Origin of the sequence: Acinetobacter lwoffii (genome assembly GCF_024129435.1) — a bacterium.
In the GTDB taxonomy this organism is placed as follows: Bacteria; Pseudomonadota; Gammaproteobacteria; order Pseudomonadales; family Moraxellaceae; genus Acinetobacter; species Acinetobacter lwoffii_F.
Genome location: NZ_JAMXXN010000005.1, coordinates 16,710 through 35,115 on the forward strand (window position 1 = coordinate 16,710; position 18,406 = coordinate 35,115).

Annotated in this window: 18 protein-coding genes; 11 read left to right on the forward strand and 7 right to left on the reverse strand. The window is 41.4% G+C overall.

Translation table 11 applies throughout. From position 1 onward, the window contains the following. Positions 1-4: 4 nt before the first annotated feature. From NI455_RS04630 to NI455_RS04640, 3 genes are all read right to left on the reverse strand, one after another. Positions 5-1,438: a trehalose-6-phosphate synthase gene (locus tag NI455_RS04630; RefSeq protein ID WP_253112681.1), complete on the reverse strand. Its 1,434-nt coding sequence runs from the start codon at positions 1,436-1,438 to the stop codon at positions 5-7. Beyond that, the gene (otsB, locus tag NI455_RS04635; RefSeq protein WP_253112685.1) at positions 1,395-2,276 is read right to left on the reverse strand and encodes a trehalose-phosphatase; all 882 of its coding nucleotides are present in this window, start codon (positions 2,274-2,276) and stop codon (positions 1,395-1,397) included. Before otsB ends, NI455_RS04630 begins: the two co-directional genes overlap by 44 nt. 1,066 nt (positions 2,277-3,342) lie before the next feature. Next, complete coding sequence (locus NI455_RS04640; RefSeq protein ID WP_044111243.1) at positions 3,343-3,537, reverse strand: hypothetical protein; 195 nt, start codon at positions 3,535-3,537, stop codon at positions 3,343-3,345. 502 nt (positions 3,538-4,039) lie between these two features. On the opposite strand from NI455_RS04640, the gene sbmA reads away from it, so the two are divergent. The 4 genes from sbmA (at position 4,040) to NI455_RS04660 (ending at position 8,175) form a co-directional block, all read left to right on the forward strand. Beyond that, the gene (gene sbmA, locus NI455_RS04645; protein WP_253112688.1) at positions 4,040-5,233 is read left to right on the forward strand and encodes a peptide antibiotic transporter SbmA; all 1,194 of its coding nucleotides are present in this window, start codon (positions 4,040-4,042) and stop codon (positions 5,231-5,233) included. A gap of 689 nt (positions 5,234-5,922) precedes the next feature. Further along, positions 5,923-6,903, forward strand: a complete 981-nt coding sequence (locus tag NI455_RS04650; RefSeq protein WP_253112691.1) for a hypothetical protein — start codon at positions 5,923-5,925, stop codon at positions 6,901-6,903. 277 nt (positions 6,904-7,180) lie between these two features. Further along, entirely contained in the window at positions 7,181-7,702 is a 522-nt protein-coding gene (locus tag NI455_RS04655) for a hypothetical protein (protein WP_005251208.1), read from the forward strand. A 77-nt stretch (positions 7,703-7,779) separates the two neighbouring features. Then, on the forward strand, positions 7,780-8,175 hold the full coding sequence (locus NI455_RS04660) for a lysozyme inhibitor LprI family protein (protein ID WP_004279354.1): 396 nt from the start codon (positions 7,780-7,782) through the stop codon (positions 8,173-8,175). A 310-nt stretch (positions 8,176-8,485) separates the two neighbouring features. On the opposite strand, the gene NI455_RS04665 is transcribed toward NI455_RS04660, so the two are convergent. Next, a complete protein-coding gene (locus NI455_RS04665; RefSeq protein ID WP_253112694.1) occupies positions 8,486-8,857 on the reverse strand; it encodes a hypothetical protein in 372 nt (123 codons plus the stop codon). Between the two features lie 331 nt (positions 8,858-9,188). On the opposite strand from NI455_RS04665, the gene NI455_RS04670 reads away from it, so the two are divergent. Then, positions 9,189-9,989: a hypothetical protein gene (locus NI455_RS04670; protein WP_219309939.1), complete on the forward strand. Its 801-nt coding sequence runs from the start codon at positions 9,189-9,191 to the stop codon at positions 9,987-9,989. Positions 9,990-10,037: 48 nt separating this feature from the next. Here the strand turns inward: NI455_RS04670 and gatB are convergent, their stop codons facing one another. Genes gatB through gatC form a run of 3 tightly spaced genes read right to left on the reverse strand, consistent with a single transcriptional unit; the run spans position 10,038 to position 13,364 of the window. Continuing rightward, positions 10,038-11,519, reverse strand: coding sequence for an Asp-tRNA(Asn)/Glu-tRNA(Gln) amidotransferase subunit GatB (gatB, locus tag NI455_RS04675; protein ID WP_253112697.1), 1,482 nt, complete (start codon positions 11,517-11,519; stop codon positions 10,038-10,040). After that, positions 11,519-12,997: an Asp-tRNA(Asn)/Glu-tRNA(Gln) amidotransferase subunit GatA gene (gatA, locus tag NI455_RS04680; protein WP_253112699.1), complete on the reverse strand. Its 1,479-nt coding sequence runs from the start codon at positions 12,995-12,997 to the stop codon at positions 11,519-11,521. Before gatA ends, gatB begins: the two co-directional genes overlap by 1 nt. Before the next feature lie 52 nt (positions 12,998-13,049). After that, entirely contained in the window at positions 13,050-13,364 is a 315-nt protein-coding gene (gene gatC / locus NI455_RS04685) for an Asp-tRNA(Asn)/Glu-tRNA(Gln) amidotransferase subunit GatC (RefSeq protein WP_064095715.1), read from the reverse strand. Positions 13,365-13,496: 132 nt separating this feature from the next. Here gatC and NI455_RS04690 point away from each other — a divergent pair, with 132 nt between their 5' ends. From NI455_RS04690 to NI455_RS04715, 6 genes are all read left to right on the forward strand, one after another. Then, positions 13,497-14,543, forward strand: a complete 1,047-nt coding sequence (locus NI455_RS04690) for a rod shape-determining protein (protein WP_004279360.1) — start codon at positions 13,497-13,499, stop codon at positions 14,541-14,543. Positions 14,544-14,559: 16 nt separating this feature from the next. Continuing rightward, positions 14,560-15,417 (forward strand): rod shape-determining protein MreC, encoded by an 858-nt coding sequence (gene mreC / locus NI455_RS04695; RefSeq protein WP_004279362.1) that lies wholly within the window; start codon positions 14,560-14,562, stop codon positions 15,415-15,417. After that, the gene (gene mreD, locus NI455_RS04700; RefSeq protein ID WP_004730376.1) at positions 15,404-15,895 is read left to right on the forward strand and encodes a rod shape-determining protein MreD; all 492 of its coding nucleotides are present in this window, start codon (positions 15,404-15,406) and stop codon (positions 15,893-15,895) included. The genes mreC and mreD overlap by 14 nt, the downstream gene beginning before the upstream one ends. After that, complete coding sequence (locus NI455_RS04705) at positions 15,883-16,449, forward strand: Maf-like protein (RefSeq protein WP_005107586.1); 567 nt, start codon at positions 15,883-15,885, stop codon at positions 16,447-16,449. The genes mreD and NI455_RS04705 overlap by 13 nt, the downstream gene beginning before the upstream one ends. A gap of 38 nt (positions 16,450-16,487) precedes the next feature. After that, entirely contained in the window at positions 16,488-17,942 is a 1,455-nt protein-coding gene (gene rng / locus NI455_RS04710) for a ribonuclease G (RefSeq protein ID WP_005104700.1), read from the forward strand. A 132-nt stretch (positions 17,943-18,074) separates the two neighbouring features. Then, entirely contained in the window at positions 18,075-18,248 is a 174-nt protein-coding gene (locus tag NI455_RS04715; protein ID WP_004646222.1) for a PA1571 family protein, read from the forward strand. Positions 18,249-18,406: the final 158 nt, after the last annotated feature.

The window sequence follows — 18,406 nt, forward strand, 5'->3', positions numbered from 1 at the left end:
AAATTTAGGCATGCATACTGAACTGGTTTGAAACTCCTGCAGCCACCGGACGATAGATCCGCAAGCTTTGTGAGTTTTTCAGGTCAGTGATAAACTGATCACGCCAGCGAATAATATCGAAATTTTTCAAGCCTTGGCTTAAATAACGATAGCGCTCTAAACGTTCTGATTTAGACATGCGCAGCGCTTTCTTCAAGGCTTTGGCCATACTGTCATGCTCATAAGGATCGACCAGTAAGGCTTCTTTCATCTGTTCAGCAGCACCGGCATATTTAGAAAGAATCAAGACACCCGGATCTAAAGGATCTTGTGCAGCAATATATTCCTTGGCGACCAGATTCATGCCATCCCGGATCGAATTTACCCAGCAAATATCAGCCTTACGATACAGTTGCATCAAGGCTTCATGACCCAAGGTGTCATAGCTGCAATCAAAGGGTAACCAGTCCGTTGTGCCATGCTGGCTATTGAGTTCATGCACGGCAGATTTAAATTGCGTATACAGGTTCTTATAGGTTTTTACATCCAGTCGGCATGGGCAGGCAATTTGTAATTGCTGGAATTGATTTTTAAACTCCGGTTGATCTTCCAGCAAGCTCTGCAACGATCCGATTTTCTCCAATAAGCCTTTACTATAATCAATCCGGTCAACTGAAATGATGGTTTTATAAGGCTGCACTGTATCCAGATCAAAGGGAAGCTTTTCCAGATGGGTATCTGAGGCCTGATTCTGTAGCTGCACAGGATGCACACCAATCGGATAGCATTTCACATGAATCTTTCGAGATTGATAATTCAGGATTTCATTGTGACGATGCTGCACTTTTAAGGTCTGTTCAAGGAAATTTAGACAGTTTTCCTGATCGCGAGAGGTCTGCAAACCAAGTACATCATAGTTGGCCAAATGATGTGCCAGATCGCGATGGGCGGCTAAAGTCTGCCAGAGCCTTAGTTCAGGAAAGGGAATATGCAGGAAAAATCCAATACGGTTACGCATGCCCAGTTTACGGCAATAATGCGCCACGCTTAAAAAATGATAATCATGGATCCAGATAATGTCATGTGGAGATGCCACCTGTTTCAGGTGCTTGGCAAAACGCAAATTGACATCCTGATAGATTTTAAAATCCTGCGGCTGATAATCTACAAGTTGATGCTGGTCGTGCATCAGTGGCCACAATGCATTGTTGGCAAAACCACAATAAAAACCTTGATATTGGGATTCAGTCAATGGACTCGTGTGATATTCAACATTTTGATGCTTCAGGATTTGAAACTTCTGCTCTTTCATCTGGTCAACTCGGGATCCATTCCAGCCAACCCAGATACCGCCTATATCCTGCAAAGCATCCTGCAATGCCACCGCTAATCCACCTGCCTGTGTATTGTCTGTCTTAGGTAGATTTACACGATTTGATAACACTATGAGTTTCGACATGTAATTTCTCCAATAATAATTGTTGTTGTGCTTTCAGTATTTCTAAAAATTCCGCTAGAAAAGCCTGTACTTGAGTCACGTTTTCGAGGCGATGTTGTGCCACGGTGTTGCCTGTGCCGACTTTGATAGAGCAGCCTTTGAATGTGTTGATGACTTGGAAACCGGCTTCATCGGTCAGGTCATCTCCGATAAAAATGGGGTAATGATCACTTAAGTGATATTGCTGAATGATTTGGTGGATGGCTGAACCTTTATTTGCACCTTTGGGCACCAGTTCAAATACAAACTTTCCAGCCTTAAGTTCAAAATCCTGAAAATGAGCGAGACAATCCAAGGCAAATGCATGCACTTGATGCTCTAAATAGGGATGTTCACGAAAATGCAGGGCGATTGAATAGTCTTTAATTTCTATTCGTGTCTGAGAAATATTATTACTATGTTCTGTAATATAATCTTTTAATAATTCAAACTGTTCAGGATTTAAATCAATTAACTTGCTTAAACGCGATTGATAGCTTAATTCCAGACCGTGAGAGCCGGCAATATTCCAGTCAAATGGATAAATAAGTTTTTGGGCTTGTACAATTGAGCGACCGGTCACTAATATTAGCTGAATATATTGTTGTAACTCTTTTAAGGTATTTAAGGTTCCGCTCTTAATTATACTTTTTGCTGGATCTGGGTGGAATTCAGAAATGGTTCCATCAATATCAAGAAATAAAACAAGTTTGTGAGAATAAATAATAGGTTTGAGCTGATTTAAAATCACTTGAGGTAATATATAAGAAGATGTAGCAAGTGAATCTTCTAGGTCTTGATCTTCTTTGAGAATCGACATAAATACTACCTAAGCCTCTGAAATTAAATTGATTTAAAAGTTAAAATTACCTGAATGATCATTAATCTGATTAAATTTATAACATATTTCATTTAACAGACTGGCTTTAAGTGCAGAAACGAAACACTTTTAACAAGTACAGTTACTTTGTAAGATTTAGAAATATTTTGGTAGAAATCCAGTATTGTTAATAAATTTTAAAAATAAATTATGAAGATTTTATATTTTAAGTTTTTCCTGGATTGAGTATTTTTCGGGATTTTAAATAATAAGATTTATTATTTAATCGTTATTTCTGAATATGTATCTTGTAATCAATTTTTAAGAAATAGTATTTATTATTAATTTGTATTGTATTTTTTAAAATATATGGGGAGATGTGATTTTGAGATATTTTTAAATATAATAATTTAAATAAATTTATAAATTAGGCATATATAATAATATCTAAATTAAGTTTATGAAAATTAATGGTTTTTAGAATTGGCTAAGCTGTTTTAAAAGGAAAAATACTAAAATTGTCTAGAGGGGGAATTTCGTATCAATCAAACTTTCTTGGGATCAATTGGAGAGCTATACAATTTAAACAGCCTCTTAATTTAACATCTCAGATTATTTTTTTAATTCTTATTGGTAAATTTTATCAGAGGATAAAAAATTGAAGAAAGATGAACGCCAGTTCTATGACTAAACTCTGAAAATAACTTGAATATTCTTTTTTTTTGAATCGAAGCGTAGGTGTTAGATGAAGTTGAGCTAAACAGAGAAGAGATGTAAAGGTGTCATTGCAAGGACAGAGCAGATACAAAAGACGGAAAAACAGATCATCAGTGATCTTACATAGGCCAAAAAATTAAGTGATGTTTCAATTAAAAAGAATTTTTCGCTCAAATGCATATGAGCCAATTTAAAATCAGTAAATGATGACAGAAGAGGCAAGAAATAATTTTTTGAAAAAATAATAAAAGAGCAATCAAAGCGGAGAGAAGCTAAGGGTCGTATCATATAAGTAAGTTAAGAAACCCAACTCAGATACAACCCATCTATTTGCATAAGAGAAAAATACTCAAATTTCTCGCCACACTTCATTTTTGTCTTTTAAAGGAATGGTAAAGTTAAAGTCATCATCATTACTGACCAGAAGACTGGTTGGAGTCTGCATCACCACTTTCAAAACAGTACCTGCTTCAAAACTAATAGGGGCGCAGTTTTCTTTTTCTAGAGTCACCGGTTTAAGTAATTCAATTACCGAACTTTCCATAGTTTTTTCCAAAATAAGATTACTTTTCGATAATTAAATCATAGCATAATTTTCGAAAATTTAACCGTTTCTTCAAAAACTGAGAACTTGATCAATGACTTATTCAAATAGGAGAAGTACTCTAGTTTGATAAAAGATACTCAGGAGACGTGCAGTATGCCTGATGTTCATCCTGTTCTTGCAATGCTCGCAAGTATGAATTTCTTTTACATAAACCCGACAGATAACAGGCATAAAAAAGTCTATCAAAATAACGAAAGGTCAAAAACATGATGATTTTTCTGTTTTTTGATATCGCTCGGCTAAATGATAAAAATCGAGAATATAAGGAAAATCATAACGCAGAGCTGAATGATAAAAATAATTTTCTAGAGACTCGATATCTTTCTATCCTTTTTTACACTAAATTGAAAATTAATGCTTTATAACAGTAAAAATCTAAAATAAGAATAAACTATGCGTCATTTGGATGACCAAGAGACATAAGGAGAACTGGGTCGGCATGTTTAAGTCATTTTTCCCGCAACCCGTCTGGTTTTTTAGCAGCCTGATTTTGTGGTTTATCATTAATCTTGTACTTTGGCATAGTGGCGGATCAGGATGGGGAACCTATCTGGGTTTTCCTGAAGGTTATTCTGATGAAAAGCTTACAATCGGTATCGAGCGTTTCTGGTCAGCTCAATTCATCTGGTTCTATCTCTGGTATTTCATTGCAACTACGATATTTGCGCTGTTCTGGCAATGGAAAGCCAGACACCGATGGCAGCGCTGGTCGGTCTGGGGCTCGGCATTTATTCTGTTTAATATCTGGTTCGGGGTACAGGTCAATGTCGTATTAAACGAATGGTATAGCCCGTTTTATGATCAGATTCAACAAATGCTCACTAAGGGTGGTGGGGATGTTTCATTGCTGTATCAAGGCGCATTAACCTTTATTTATATTGCGATGGTTTATGTCACTTTAGCGGTATTTAATCTGTTTTTTGTCAGCCATTATGTCTTCCGCTGGCGTACCGCGATGAATGATTATTACACTGCACATTGGGAGCAGTTACGTCATATTGAAGGTGCATCACAACGTATCCAGGAAGATACCATGCGCTTTGCCAAAACCACAGAGCAGTTGAGTGTTTCCTTGATTGAAGCGCTCATGTTACTAATGGCATTCCTGCCGATCTTATATCAGCTCTCTAGTCACGTGAAGGTTTTACCAATTGTCGGGGAAATACCGCATGCTTTAATGTGGGCCTCGATTGGCTGGGCGGTATTGGGTACGGTCATTTTAATGGTCGTGGGAATGAAATTGCCCGGACTGGAGTTCAATAACCAGAAAGTTGAGGCAGCCTATCGTAAAGAGCTGGTCTATGGCGAAGACTATGCTGATCGCGCACATCCGCTGACATTACAAGAACTGTTTAGCCGGGTACGCTGGAATTATTTCCGGTTGTATTTTCACTATGCTTATTTCAACATGGTTCGGATCTGGTACTTGCAGTTAGACAATATTTACGGATTATTTATTCTGTTTCCAAGTATTGCAGCAGGGGCAATTACTCTTGGTTTGATGATGCAAATCCTGAATGTATTTGGCAAAGTGCGGGAATCTTTCCAGTATCTGATTCTGTCTTGGCCGACGATTATTGAACTGATGTCGATCTATAAACGTTTGAAAGCATTTGAATCACATATTGATTAATTTTTTCTCAGATTCTTACCTTGCTTTATCAGCCAAACAGTTTTAGGTTTGGCTTTTTTTATGGCGAGTTAGTATACAAAATCCAATGGAAAATATCGATCTGACCGTTGGTCAGATGACTTGGGTAAATCCTGTCAGAACCTCCCAATATTGGGGTATTCAGATATTTTTTTCTTGTCTAGAATCCTAAGGGCCAGCCAAGATGGCGTTTAATTTCCGGTGGTTTGACGTATAAAAATAACGAGTGTACGTTGAGGAAATTATTCTTATGCTGATCTTGTTCAGGTAATGTTATAGCGGATAAAAGGTAAATTTATTACCCATTATAATAAAGGTCTGTAGCGTTATCCTGAATAAGCCGCCGGAGAAGGACTCACCGCTTTCTTCGGTTTTTTATGTGTTTTTTCTATCTTTTTCTTGAGTCCTGAATGGAATTGTTTATTATTTGAACTGATTTAAAAATGATACTTGTGTCAATTTTTATCACATGAAGCTTGGCATAATCAGCAAAGTTGAGGCTGATATGTGCCTTTTTACCATTTAAATATTATAGTTATCAATATCTTGTGTTTGTTGTTTTGTGCTATTTAAGCTATGTTATACGGGATTTTGGGGTTGAGATATTTGCTGTGAAGCTAAAAGTAATAATTCTAATAATAGGGGCAGCAGCTTTAGCTGGATGTAATAGCGTGAATCGGTTGAAATCAGAGGTGTTACATCCTTTTGCCAGTCCGGAAGAACTAATTGCCAAACGGGCTTTGAATCAACGTGATGGTAGTGCAAAAGATTATGTTTATCTTTGGGGACAAGCTCAGAAAAATAACACGACTCAGGCCATGTATCCGCGTTCGATACTGACGCAATATTGTCATGAACAGGGCGGTAAATTTTCCCTGCTGTATAAAAGTAATTTTAGTGCCGTGGCAGATGTTGCCCAGCGTAAACGCCTGAGTGCCAATCGGGGTGTTGTACAAGGTAGCGGTGCCTATCAGTGTCGTATGGATGACCTGACTGAAAGCTGGATTGTCTCGATTGAACCAACTTCTGAACGACAAGTTGATAAATCTAGCCAGACGCGTAGTGTTCGACTACTCACCCAGGTCATGAGCCCTTCTCAAGCAAAAAACTTTTATCGTCCAACTAAAGCCAGGGTTGCTGTGGAGAAAACCACTCCTGCATTGATAAAAACCATGACTCCTCCTAAGACTCCTGTCGCAAAGACGACAAATGAACTGAAGGAATCAGCACGTAAAGAACTGGAAAAGAAAGAATTAGAGCGAAAGGAATTAGAAAGAAAAGAGTTAGAGAAAAAAGAAGCGGAGAAAAAGCAGCTAGCAGCGGCATCAGCTCGAGCTACGGTAGTAGAAACACCGCAACAACATCAGATGAAAATCTATGTGGCAGCGCGACGTGATATTAATAGCGGTAAGAATCTGAATAATGCCTGTAACAACGCCCAGCGTGCCTATAACTATGGCAAATTGCAGGGCACAGAGGGAACACGTGTCTATACTGAATCAGGGATGCTGGTAGCGCGCTGTTTAACCAGTGTGCCGAGTTATAGCAGCCGTTTTTCCAATGCCAAAGGTCAGGCGGTAAAAATTTTGCAAAACCTGGCCAATAATTATAATCATGCCGGAGCAAAGAATATGCTCAGGCAGGTGAAGTAGGACTATTTTTTCCTTCTTAATCCATCCTCTTTCGAGCATCCTTAAAATACATTCTGAGGATGCTTTCACTCGCCTTTTTTTTAAAGTGGCGTCTTAAAAAATGCTGAACAGAGACGGGGATTTCTAATCTCAAACTCACATTTACACTCAATACACCTAATCAGATATCGGTCTTTTGCCCGTGGCTTGTGTATTGCCATAAATTACAGAGTAATAACACGGGCAAGGTGCGAGTCTATGATACAAAGTAGCTGATTGTTAAAAAAGAGATTCGCTTATGTCACGCCAAACTGAGGTTATCCGTCGCAGATTTACAGCTAAAATTCGGTGGGGATTAATGGCAATGGCCTTGATGGCTACCACCCAAATGGCTATTGCGGGGCCAACCGTCGAGCAGCTGAGTAACTGTCTGGTGAAATCCACCACGGCAGCAGATAAAACAACGGTGCTGCAATGGACCTTTGTTGCCTTATCTGCACATCCGGAATTGAAGAAATTCAGTAATGTGAATGAAGCACAAAGAACCCAGCTGGATAAAAATTTAGCCCAAGTATTGCAGCGTATATTGGTAGAGCAATGTTCTGCACAGACCAAAGCGGTAATTGCTGCGGAAGGCGTACAAGCGGTGGGTGACAGTTTTCAGGAACTTGGACGGATTACCGGTGAGGAAATTTTAGAAAATCCTGAAGTGAAAAGTCAGCTTAAAGGTGTGCTGCGTTATGTGGATTTAAATAAACTGGTGGTCACTTTCTTGACACCGGATGTGTGGAATAAGTTGGGTGAGTTAAGAGGGAAATAACTGATTGAATGCATGCGTGCCAGGGTTCAATTATGGTATTTATTATGAATAACATAAATGAAAAGATAGGGGTTGTTATGTTCAAACGCACTGCTTTATTGGGTTTAAGTATGTTTATACTTCCTCCTGCGCTGTACGCAGGGGACAATGATTTGAGTCGGCAATACTCAAATTGTATGGATCGCTCAGGTGGCGTTACTGTAAATATGCTGGATTGTATTGCGGCCGAAACAGATCGCCAAGATACACGGTTAAATAATGCCTATAAACAGACGATGGCATCGCTGAATGCAAACCGTAAAAAACAGCTTCAAGAGGTTCAGCGTCTCTGGATTCGCTATCGTGATGCCAATTGCGATTTTTATGCCGACCCGAATGGAGGGACGATTGCAACTGTAAATAGCAATAGTTGTTACATGGAAGCGACTGCCGCACGTGCGACTGAATTAGAAAATTTAAGAGAAGAGTATTAATTTAAAAAAATCCTCTCCCTAGCCCTCATCCTTTCTTGCGCTTCATTTTAAAGCAGTGCTTTAAAACTTGCTCAGGAGAGGGAACCACGCGTATCAATTGATGACGTGGCAAGTCCTCCTTTGAAAAAGGGGGATTTGGGGGGATTAATGATTACAATAAATCAGGATAAAATTTCTCAAATTCTTTATTCACAGCTTCACCACGCAGCAAATAGCCTTTGGGTTGAATATAACTATAAATTTCGCGTGCAGGTTGTTCATGCCAACCAATATTAAATGCACAAAGTTTTGGGAAAAATTGTAGGTGGTTTTAATTCAAATTATTATGAATCCAAAAGACGAGTTTTTGCCAATTGGCTTGATCTTTTTCATACAGTGCTAAAAATGATGGAATGACAATACACGCCGTTGCCCCATAACCTTTTGCATCGGGATAGTCCCAAATGTGGCTGGCAAAGTTTTTCTCGTTACTTGCGCAGTTATGTCCTTTTTCGTTGCCGAGTTGGTTGACGCTTGGCGAGCAATAGGCTGAACGAATCGCGATACGTCCAAACTTGTCTTGGAGTGGTTCGAGTAGTTGTTGACAGAGTTCCGTACCTGTACGAATAGCAATGTCAGGATGATCGGGGAAGTTGGGTACACCGTACCAGTTGGCGATTTCGCTATAGAGGAAGTCACGCATAAATAAAGACTTTGAAAGCTGAATACGTCCTAAGTCTTCAAGTTTGGCAATTGAGGATACTTTTTTGATGGATATGTTGTTTTGGTTAGGTGTATTTCATTCTTAAGTTAAAGTTATTTTTGAAAAAAAGATCTTTGATTAAACTAGATTTTTTACATTACAAGCGGATTTTTAAATCGTATAATATAAAATTACTCTAATAATTAGATGTTTATGCTCTTAGATTTAAATGAGGGGAAATTTGTAATTGGAACTTTTTTCAAATAAATATCTTTATTATTTTACATGTTTAGTTGCTGATCTAATTTACTTAATCTGGTTCGTATGGTGTATGTTTTTTCCTAAAAAGCTCTTGCAAAAAATTGCTATTTTTATTGTAGTCTACATTTTTTTAACTTTAGCATTAACTATTCTCTATTTTTATTTAGGTAGTTTGTATCCTGAAGATCTTGGGTTAAATAGTAAGGATGTAGCTAAATGGTCGAGATATGATCTTATTTCTATATTTTTAGGTGTTGGGGCATTTATGGCACCTATTGCGGTTTTACTGGGATTTGATTTATGGAAAAGACAGTTATTTGAAACCTCTAAAATAAAAATGTTAGGTGAATTAAAGAACATCGTATCCAAACAAAGAGAAATTACAGCGAAATATAGGTTAAGTGATAATGCTGAAAATCTTCGAAATCGAGAAGATGCTGTTTTTAAAGCGAATGAGAAAAAATGGTCTGATGAATTTGAAAACTATCGTTGGGAAATTATGAAAATTTTAGAAACTGATGGTTTTTATATAGGGGTTGACAGTAATGAAATTAAAAAATTATATGAGTTGAATAACTCAACATTGGACATAATCACAAAACTTGAATCAGCAGCAATGCAACTCAGGTTTTGTTGGATTGGTAATGCTACTATTGATAAGCAAGAAGATGAAAAGGATCAGGATGATAATACAGTAATTTTGAAAAGAATCTTCTTAATAAGTCCTACTAACATCTGTGTAAAAATAAATTTAGATCGAAATCCCAATTTAAAAGAAGTTTTTTCAGACTATGAAAAAGAAGTCATTTATAAAAGACTAAATGATTTTTATGATTATTTAAATATTCTATTAAAAGAAGCATATCTTTAAGAAAAAACCCGCTCTAAAGCGGGTTTTTTATTTCAAAATCAATTGGTATTAACCAATCAATTTCTTCATTAATTCATTTACTTGTGCAGGGTTGGCTTTACCTTTTGCAGCTTTCATTACTTGACCCACAAGACCGTTAAAGGCTTTCTCTTTACCAGACTTATATTCCTCAACCATCTTCTCGTTGGCAGCAAGCACTTCCTTAATAATCGCTTCAATTGCGCTTGTATCAGTTTCCTGTTTCAAGCCTTTTTCAGCAATAATTTCGTCCGCAGTTTTGCCTTCTTCCCACATAAAGCCGAATACTTGTTTCGCGATCTTACCGTTAATGGTGTTGTCCACAATACGTGCGATCATACCACCCAATTTCTCAGCAGATACAGGAGAGTCAGCAAGGTCTAAACCAGCTTTGTTTAAAGCACCTGAGAATTCGCCCATAACCCAGTTAGCTGCAATCTTACCTTGTGTAGCACCGCCAGCAGCTTTTACGACTTCCTCATAAAACTCTGACATTTCACGAGTCAATGTAAGCACGTGAGCATCGTACTCAGTTACCGCAAAGTCCGCCACGAAACGCGCACGACGTGCAGCAGGAAGCTCAGGCATGGTTGCTTTAATGGCTTCGATTTGCTCATCCGCAATGACTACAGGCAACAAGTCTGGGTCAGGGAAGTAGCGGTAATCGTTCGCTTCTTCTTTAGAACGCATCGAACGCGTTTCCATTTTCACAGGGTCGAACAGACGCGTTTCCTGATCAATGGTGCCATCCCAGTCCAGAATTTCCATTTGACGTTCAATTTCAACATTGATCGCTTGTTCAATGAAACGGAATGAGTTCAGGTTTTTCAATTCACAACGTGTACCAAACGGTTGACCCGGACGACGTAACGACACGTTACAGTCACAACGGAACGAACCCTCCGCCATGTTACCGTCAGAAATACCTAACCAGCGCACTAAAGTGTGAATTGCCTTGATATAAGCAACCGCTTCTTCAACCGAACGCATATCCGGTTCAGAAACGATTTCAAGCAGCGGCGTACCAGCACGGTTCAAGTCGATGCCTGACATACCTTCGAACTGGTCATGGATCGATTTACCTGCATCTTCTTCAAGGTGCGCGCGCGTTACGCCAATGCGTTTAACCGTGCCATCTTCAAGCTGGATGTCGATATGACCCAAGCCCACAATCGGGTTGTCCATCTGGCTAATCTGGTAGCCTTTTGGAGAGTCCGGATAGAAGTAGTTTTTACGCGCAAATACAGACGCCTGATCGATGTAAGCATCGATGCCCAAACCAAAGCGAATCGCAAGATCAACCACTTCTTTGTTTAATACCGGTAATACGCCCGGCATAGCCAAATCAACCAGGCTGGCTTGCGTGTTTGGATCATTACCGAAAACAGTCGATGAACCTGAAAAAATTTTGGTATTGGTGGCAAGCTGAGTGTGAATCTCGATACCAATAACGACTTCCCAACCATCAATCAGGTTGGATTTTGGTTTAGCCGATTTTTGAGCTTGAGCCATTATGCGTTCTCCTCAGCAATTGCAGCGCGTTTTGTATGCCAATCGGTGGCCTGTTGATACTGGTGTACCACAGACAACAATTGAGATTCTGACCAGTAATTACCAATCAGCTGTAAGCCAACTGGCAAGTTATTTTGGTCAAAACCGACAGGCGCGTTAATCGCAGGAAGACCTGCCAGATTTACCGCAAGCGTATAAATATCGCCCAGGTACATTTCAACTGGCGTTAAATCTGCACCAATTTTATAGGCAGTCGTTGGCGCAGAAGGTGCTGCAATGACATCGACCAATTCAAATGCTTTAAGGAAATCTTGCTGGATCAGGCGACGTACTTTCTGTGCTTTTACATAGTAAGCATCGTAATAACCTGCAGACAGGGCATACGTACCAATCAGGATACGGCGTTGCACTTCTGCACCAAAACCTTCTGAACGTGAACGCTTGTACAGGTCCATCAGGTCCACAGGATTTTCTGCGCGATAGCCATAACGTACGCCATCAAAACGTGATAGGTTCGAAGAAGCTTCGGCAGGTGCGATCAGGTAATAAGTCGGAACATAGCTTTCAGTCATGTTGAGGTCGATCTCAACAAGCGTAGCGCCCATTTCTTCTAACTTTTTAAGTGATTCTTCGACACGTGCTTTAACATCTTCAGCTAGGCCAGCAACATTAAAATACTGTTTTGGAATACCAATGCGTAAACCTTTTACTGAGGTAGCGTTCAGGTTCGCGACATAGTTATCTACCACTTGATCCATTGAAGTTGAATCTTTGGCATCATGACCGGCCATGACATTCATCAGGTAAGCACAGTCTTCTGCAGAACGTGCCATTGGACCACCTTGGTCTAGTGATGATGCATAGGCAATCATACCGAAGCGCGATACACGACCGTAAGTCGGTTTAAGACCGGTCAGACCACAGAAAGACGCAGGCTGACGGATAGAACCGCCGGTGTCAGTACCAGTTGCAAATGGTGCTAGATCGGCTGCCACAGCTGCTGCAGAGCCGCCTGAAGAACCGCCAGGGACATGACCCAGGTTCCAAGGATTAGCCGTTGCGCCGTAATATGAGTTCTCAGAGGTCGAACCCATCGCGAATTCGTCCATGTTCACTTTACCTAAAGTGACCAGGCCCGCAGCTTTGCCTTTCGCTACAACGGTCGCATCGTAAGGAGAGATAAAATTGTCCAGCATTTTAGAACCGGCAGTAGTCTTGATGCCTTGGGTACAGAAAATATCTTTGTGGGCAACTGGCACACCAGTCAGGGCAGAGGCATTGCCAGCTTTGATTGCAGCATCGGCAGCATCAGCTTCAGCCAACGCCTGTTCAGCAGTTACGGTCACATAAGCCTTGACCTGTGCATCAATTTTTGCAATGCGCTTTAAGTAATGTTCAGTCAATTCGCGAGATGAAAACTGGGCATTTGCCAGACCTTCACTAAGTTCACGAATGGATAAGCGATGTAAATCTGTCATGAGAAATAATTCTTTACGTTTAATTTAATAAAAAGAATGAACTGGGTAGTAATTACTCAATCACGCGCGGTACGAGGTACAAGCCATCCTGAACAGCTGGTGCAACTGCCTGGTATTGCTCACGATGATTGGTTTCGGTAACCACATCATCACGTAGCGGCTGAGGGTGGTCGAAAGGGCTTTTCAGGGGTTCAACACCATCGGTATTGATGCCTTTCAGGGTTTCCATCATGCCTAAAATTTTATTTAAACTTTGAGCATATTCAGCAGATTGCGTATCATTGAGAGATAACCGTGCAAGGTTGGCAATAGCTGAAACTGTTTCTGCACTTAAATCTGCAGAATGCTGTGCATCCGATGTAGACATAATATTACCTAATCAGTATTAAAAAAATTCAAATTATCATGCGTTATGATAAGCGATTGACTTGTCCAAATCATCACATTTAGTTAAAGTGGCCACCTTGCGTCCATATAAAGTTTAACTGAGAACGTCCCCGTGATTCTAAAACGACTAATAGGCTTGTTTTCGCCCGATCTTGCCATTGATTTAGGTACAGCAAATACACTTATTTATGCGCCAGGACGAGGCATTATATTAAATGAACCGACGGTTGTAGCCATCCGTCATAGTGGTTCACATAAAATTGTTGCGGCAGTCGGTCTTGAAGCGAAGCAAATGCTAGGTCGTACCCCAGCCAATATCTCGGCGATCCGTCCTATGAAAGACGGGGTGATTGCGGATTTTGAAGTCACTGAGACCATGCTGAATCAGTTTATTCGCAAAGTACATGAAAACCGTTTATTCACTCCGGCACCGCGTGTGGTGGTTTGCGTGCCATGTAAATCGACTCTGGTTGAGCGCCGTGCCATTCGTGAAGCCGTGTTTAATGCGGGCGCACGTGATGTACGTTTAATCGAAGAGCCAATGGCAGCAGCGATTGGTGCAGGGATGCCAGTCGAGCAGGCTTGTGGTTCGATGGTGGTTGATGTGGGCGGTGGTACTACTGAAATTGCGATTATCTCGCTGCAGGGTTGTGTTTATGCCGATTCTTTACGTATTGGCGGTGATGTCTTTGATGAGCAGATCATTAACTATGTGCGTAAAGCGCATGGCTGTGTGATCGGCGAAACCACGGCTGAAGTAATCAAAAAAGAAGTGGGTATGGCGTTGCCAGATGAAGGTGCTAAACCGCTTGAAATTGAAGTTCGTGGCCGTAACCTCGCAGAAGGTGTGCCTCGCGCAATCGTGGTTAATTCTGACGAAGTCACCCAAGCGATTTCTGATCCATTACAAAACATCGTGTCTGCGGTGAAATCTGCTTTAGAACATACCCCTCCTGAGCTTTCTTCGGACATCGCTGAACGTGGTATCGTGTTAACTGGTGGTGGTGCATTACTGCGTAACCTGGACAAGCTGCTTGCCAAAGAAACTGGCCTGCCGGTGGTGGTGGCAGAAGATCCACTATCATGCGTGACACGTGGTGGCGGCAAGGTACTCGAATTTTTCGACAACCCAAATCATGACATGTTATTCGTAGGCTAAGAAAAGGATCCGGCGGGTGCAAGCACATCTGTTTTCTCGACAACCGCCATCTTTTCGCTCTTTTATCATTGCATTGGTAACATGCTTGGTGGTGCTTTTCTTTGATTGGCGCATGCCGCATGTTGTTCAACCTGCAAGGGATGTCCTGTACGCTGCTTATAATCCTATTTATGCGGTGGCCAGCTATCCGGTATTGTCGCGAGAGTGGTTGAATCAACAAACCAAGTCTGAAGCTCAATTGCGTCGGGAAAATACCGCGATGCAGGCCGAGCTGTTACAGGCACAGGTACGCTTACAAAAAATCTCTGAACTTTCTGCTGAAAATACCCGTTTGCGCGGTCTATTGGACACGCCGCTGATCATTGATGGGCGTATTGAAATTGCCGAAGTGATTGGTACCGATGCTGATCCATTACGGCATATTATCGTGATCAACCGGGGTTCGAATAACGAGCTGAAAGTCGGGCAAACGGTACTGGATGACAAGGGTATCATGGGACAGATTATCAATGTCTATCCGCATAGTAGCCGGGTCATGCTGTTGTCCGATAAAGAACATTCACTGTCAGTGCGCCTGGAACATACCGGTATGCGTGCCATTGTTTCGGGCACAGGTGATCTGGGACGTTTAAAAATGGAATATGTACCGACCAGTGCCAATATCAAGGTCGGTGAAAAAGTCTATAGTTCGGGCTTGGGACAACATTTCCCGGCAGGTTATCTGGTGGGGCAGGTATCTAAAGTACAACGCCATAATTCTGGTGAATTTGCCCAGATTGATGTGACGCCTGCGGCTCAGCTGGCCGGTGGACATCATGTGGTGGTGTTATTTTCCGATTCATTAGCGATGGAGCAACCGCATGTCAATCGCTAAGATGAAATCCAGAAAGCATCGTGATCCTTTAATGGCTATTGTCATTTCGGTGATTGTGGCTTCTATTTTAATGGTCTATCCACTTTCCTATAATCTCTCGGGCTGGCGTCCGCTGTTTATGCTGATGATCATGCTCTTCTGGGTGTTATGTCAGCCAACCTGGTGCGGGATCTGGTTTGCCTTTGGTACGGGTATTTTTATTGATCTGCTGCTGGATGCACCTTTGGGTCTGAATGCGCTGAGCTTTATCATTATTGCCTTTTTAGCTCGCTTTCTGACCCGTGAACGCCGTATCCTGACCTTTAATAATCTCTGGGTGATTATGGGGCTGGCGATTGTCGCATATCTGCTGATGATCTTTTTTACCCAGATTATAGCTGGCGTGCAATTTTCTTATGCACGGCACTGGATTCCGATGCTGACCAGTATTCTGGTTTGGCCTGCTATTTATTATATGCTCAAAAAATGGCGCATATAATTCTAGCTTCGAGCTCACCCCGGCGTCGCGAGTTATTGCAACAACTCGGGCTGAGCTTCGATATTTACAGTCCCGAGATCGACGAATCTGTACAAGCAGGCGAGTCGGTCGCAGCCTATGTTGAACGTCTGGCACGTGCCAAAGCCGATGCCGTGGCAGAGCTTTATCCTGATGCAATTATTATTGCTGCGGACACCAGTTTGGGGGTGGATCAGGAGATTTTGGGCAAACCTGAATCCAAACAACATGCGATTGAAATGTGGACAAAAATCTCCGGTCGGTGGCATGATGTATATAGCGGTGTCTGTGTTCGTACAAAGCATGAAAAATACAGTATAGTGGTACGCACACAGGTCGAATTTCAAATCCTGAGCGCTGCAGATATGGAAAGTTACTGGGCGACAGGTGAGCCACTGGGTAAAGCAGGGGCTTATGCAATTCAAGGAATTGCAGCACGTTATATTCCAAAAATACAGGGCAGTTATTCCAATGTGGTTGGCTTGCCTTTATATGAGACAGTACAGTTATTACAGACGGTTAAGGCACTAAATTAACTGCTGAAAAGAATTCTTATAATGTTTTGAGTGTAGTTATGTCTGACGAGTTGTTGATTAACGTCACGCCGATGGAATGTCGGGTCGCGTTAATTGAAAACGGCACGGTCAATGAACTGTTTGTCGAGCGTACGGCCAAGCGTGGCCTGGTAGGGAATGTCTATAAAGGAAAAGTGGTGCGGGTCTTACCCGGCATGCAGGCTGCTTTCGTGGATATCGGACTTTCTCGTACTGCGTTTTTACATATCAATGATATGGTCTGGCCCCGCAATCAGCCAACCCCAAATGTCTTTGAGCTACTTCAACCGGGACAAGTCCTCACGGTTCAGGTGATGAAAGATATGCTCGGTACTAAAGGTGCACGCCTGTCTACCGATCTGTCGATTCCTTCGCGTTATTTAGTCTTGATGCCATATGGTAATCATATCGGGGTATCGCAACGGATTGAATCCGAGGAAGAGCGTAATCGCTTGCGTTCCATCATTGAGCGGATTCAGACAGAACATAAGCTGCCAGGTTCAGTGATTGTACGTACTGCTGCAGAAGGGATTGAAGAAGAAGCCATCGCACAGGATATGGCTTATCTGGCCAAGCTTTGGGAATACATCCAGCGCAAGCAAAAGATTATTGCAGTACCTTCCTTGATCTTTGAAGAATTGCCTTTGCCGCAACGGGTGATTCGTGATCTGGCCAATGAAGAAACCGCCAAAATTTATGTCGATTCACGTGAAATTCATGCCAAGCTGCAGGAATTTGTCGAAGAATTTGTCCCGAACATGAAAGACCGTTTGCTGCATTATCCGGGTGAGCGGCCAATTTTTGACTTGTATAATGTCGAAGAAGATCTGCAAAAGGCATTGCAAACCCGAGTTGCCTTGAAGTCTGGCGGTTATCTGATGATTGACCAGACGGAAGCCATGGCCACAATTGATGTCAATACCGGTTCTTATGTCGGTGGCCGTTCGCTGGAAGATACGGTTTTTAAAACCAATATGGAAGCGACGGATGTCATCGCGCGTCAGTTACGACTGCGTAATCTCGGCGGCATTATTATCATTGATTTCATTGATATGCAGGAAGCGCAGCATCGTGAAGAAGTGATGAAACAGTTTGAGCGCATGCTAGAACGTGACCATGCCAAAACCAAGATTACTCAGGTGTCGGAACTGGGCTTGGTGGAAATGACCCGGAAACGCACCCGTGAATCGCTGGAACATCTGCTCTGTGAATCTTGTCCGACCTGTCAGGGACGTGGTTATGTCAAAACAGCCGAGTCAGTATGTTACGAAATATTCAGGGAAATTCTGCGTTATGCCCGTGCTTATGAGTCACAGAGTGGCTTTACTGTCGTCGCGCATCCTGCTGTCATTGATCGATTATTGACGGCAGAAGCGCCTGCAGTCGCTGATCTAGAACATTTCATTAATCGTGTGATTAAGTTCCAAGTGGAAAATCTGTATACGCAAGAGCAATACGATATCATTCTCAGCTGAAATTGTAACAGAATATCGTTAAACACTTGTTACATCTGAAATTTTACAACCGGGCCTTTATTTACAATACTAGATGCATGAATTAGCCAAAGCCGTTTCTCCCAGTTTCAGGCTTAGCAAAAGGAGTGTGTGATGAGTATGAGTAAAGCAGTAATCCATAAAGGCCTAAAACACGTATTAGAACCAAAGACTGTACATGCGGGATATATCGTTGATGAGCGCGGTAATGAAGTTCAGATTACCGCGAGCATGATCCGTAACGTCTGCCATCAATTATTACAACAGTGCCGTACTATTAAAAGCTGATTATATTTGTGCATTGTTTTTAACTTGTCAAAAAATGATTTGGATAGACGTTTAAATAGAGAAGTCATCCAAAATTTCTAAAATAATTTAAAAAGATTCCAAAAAATAAAGAAAAGGGACCAGATCGGTCCCTTTATTCTGTGCTCAAAGACTGGCAA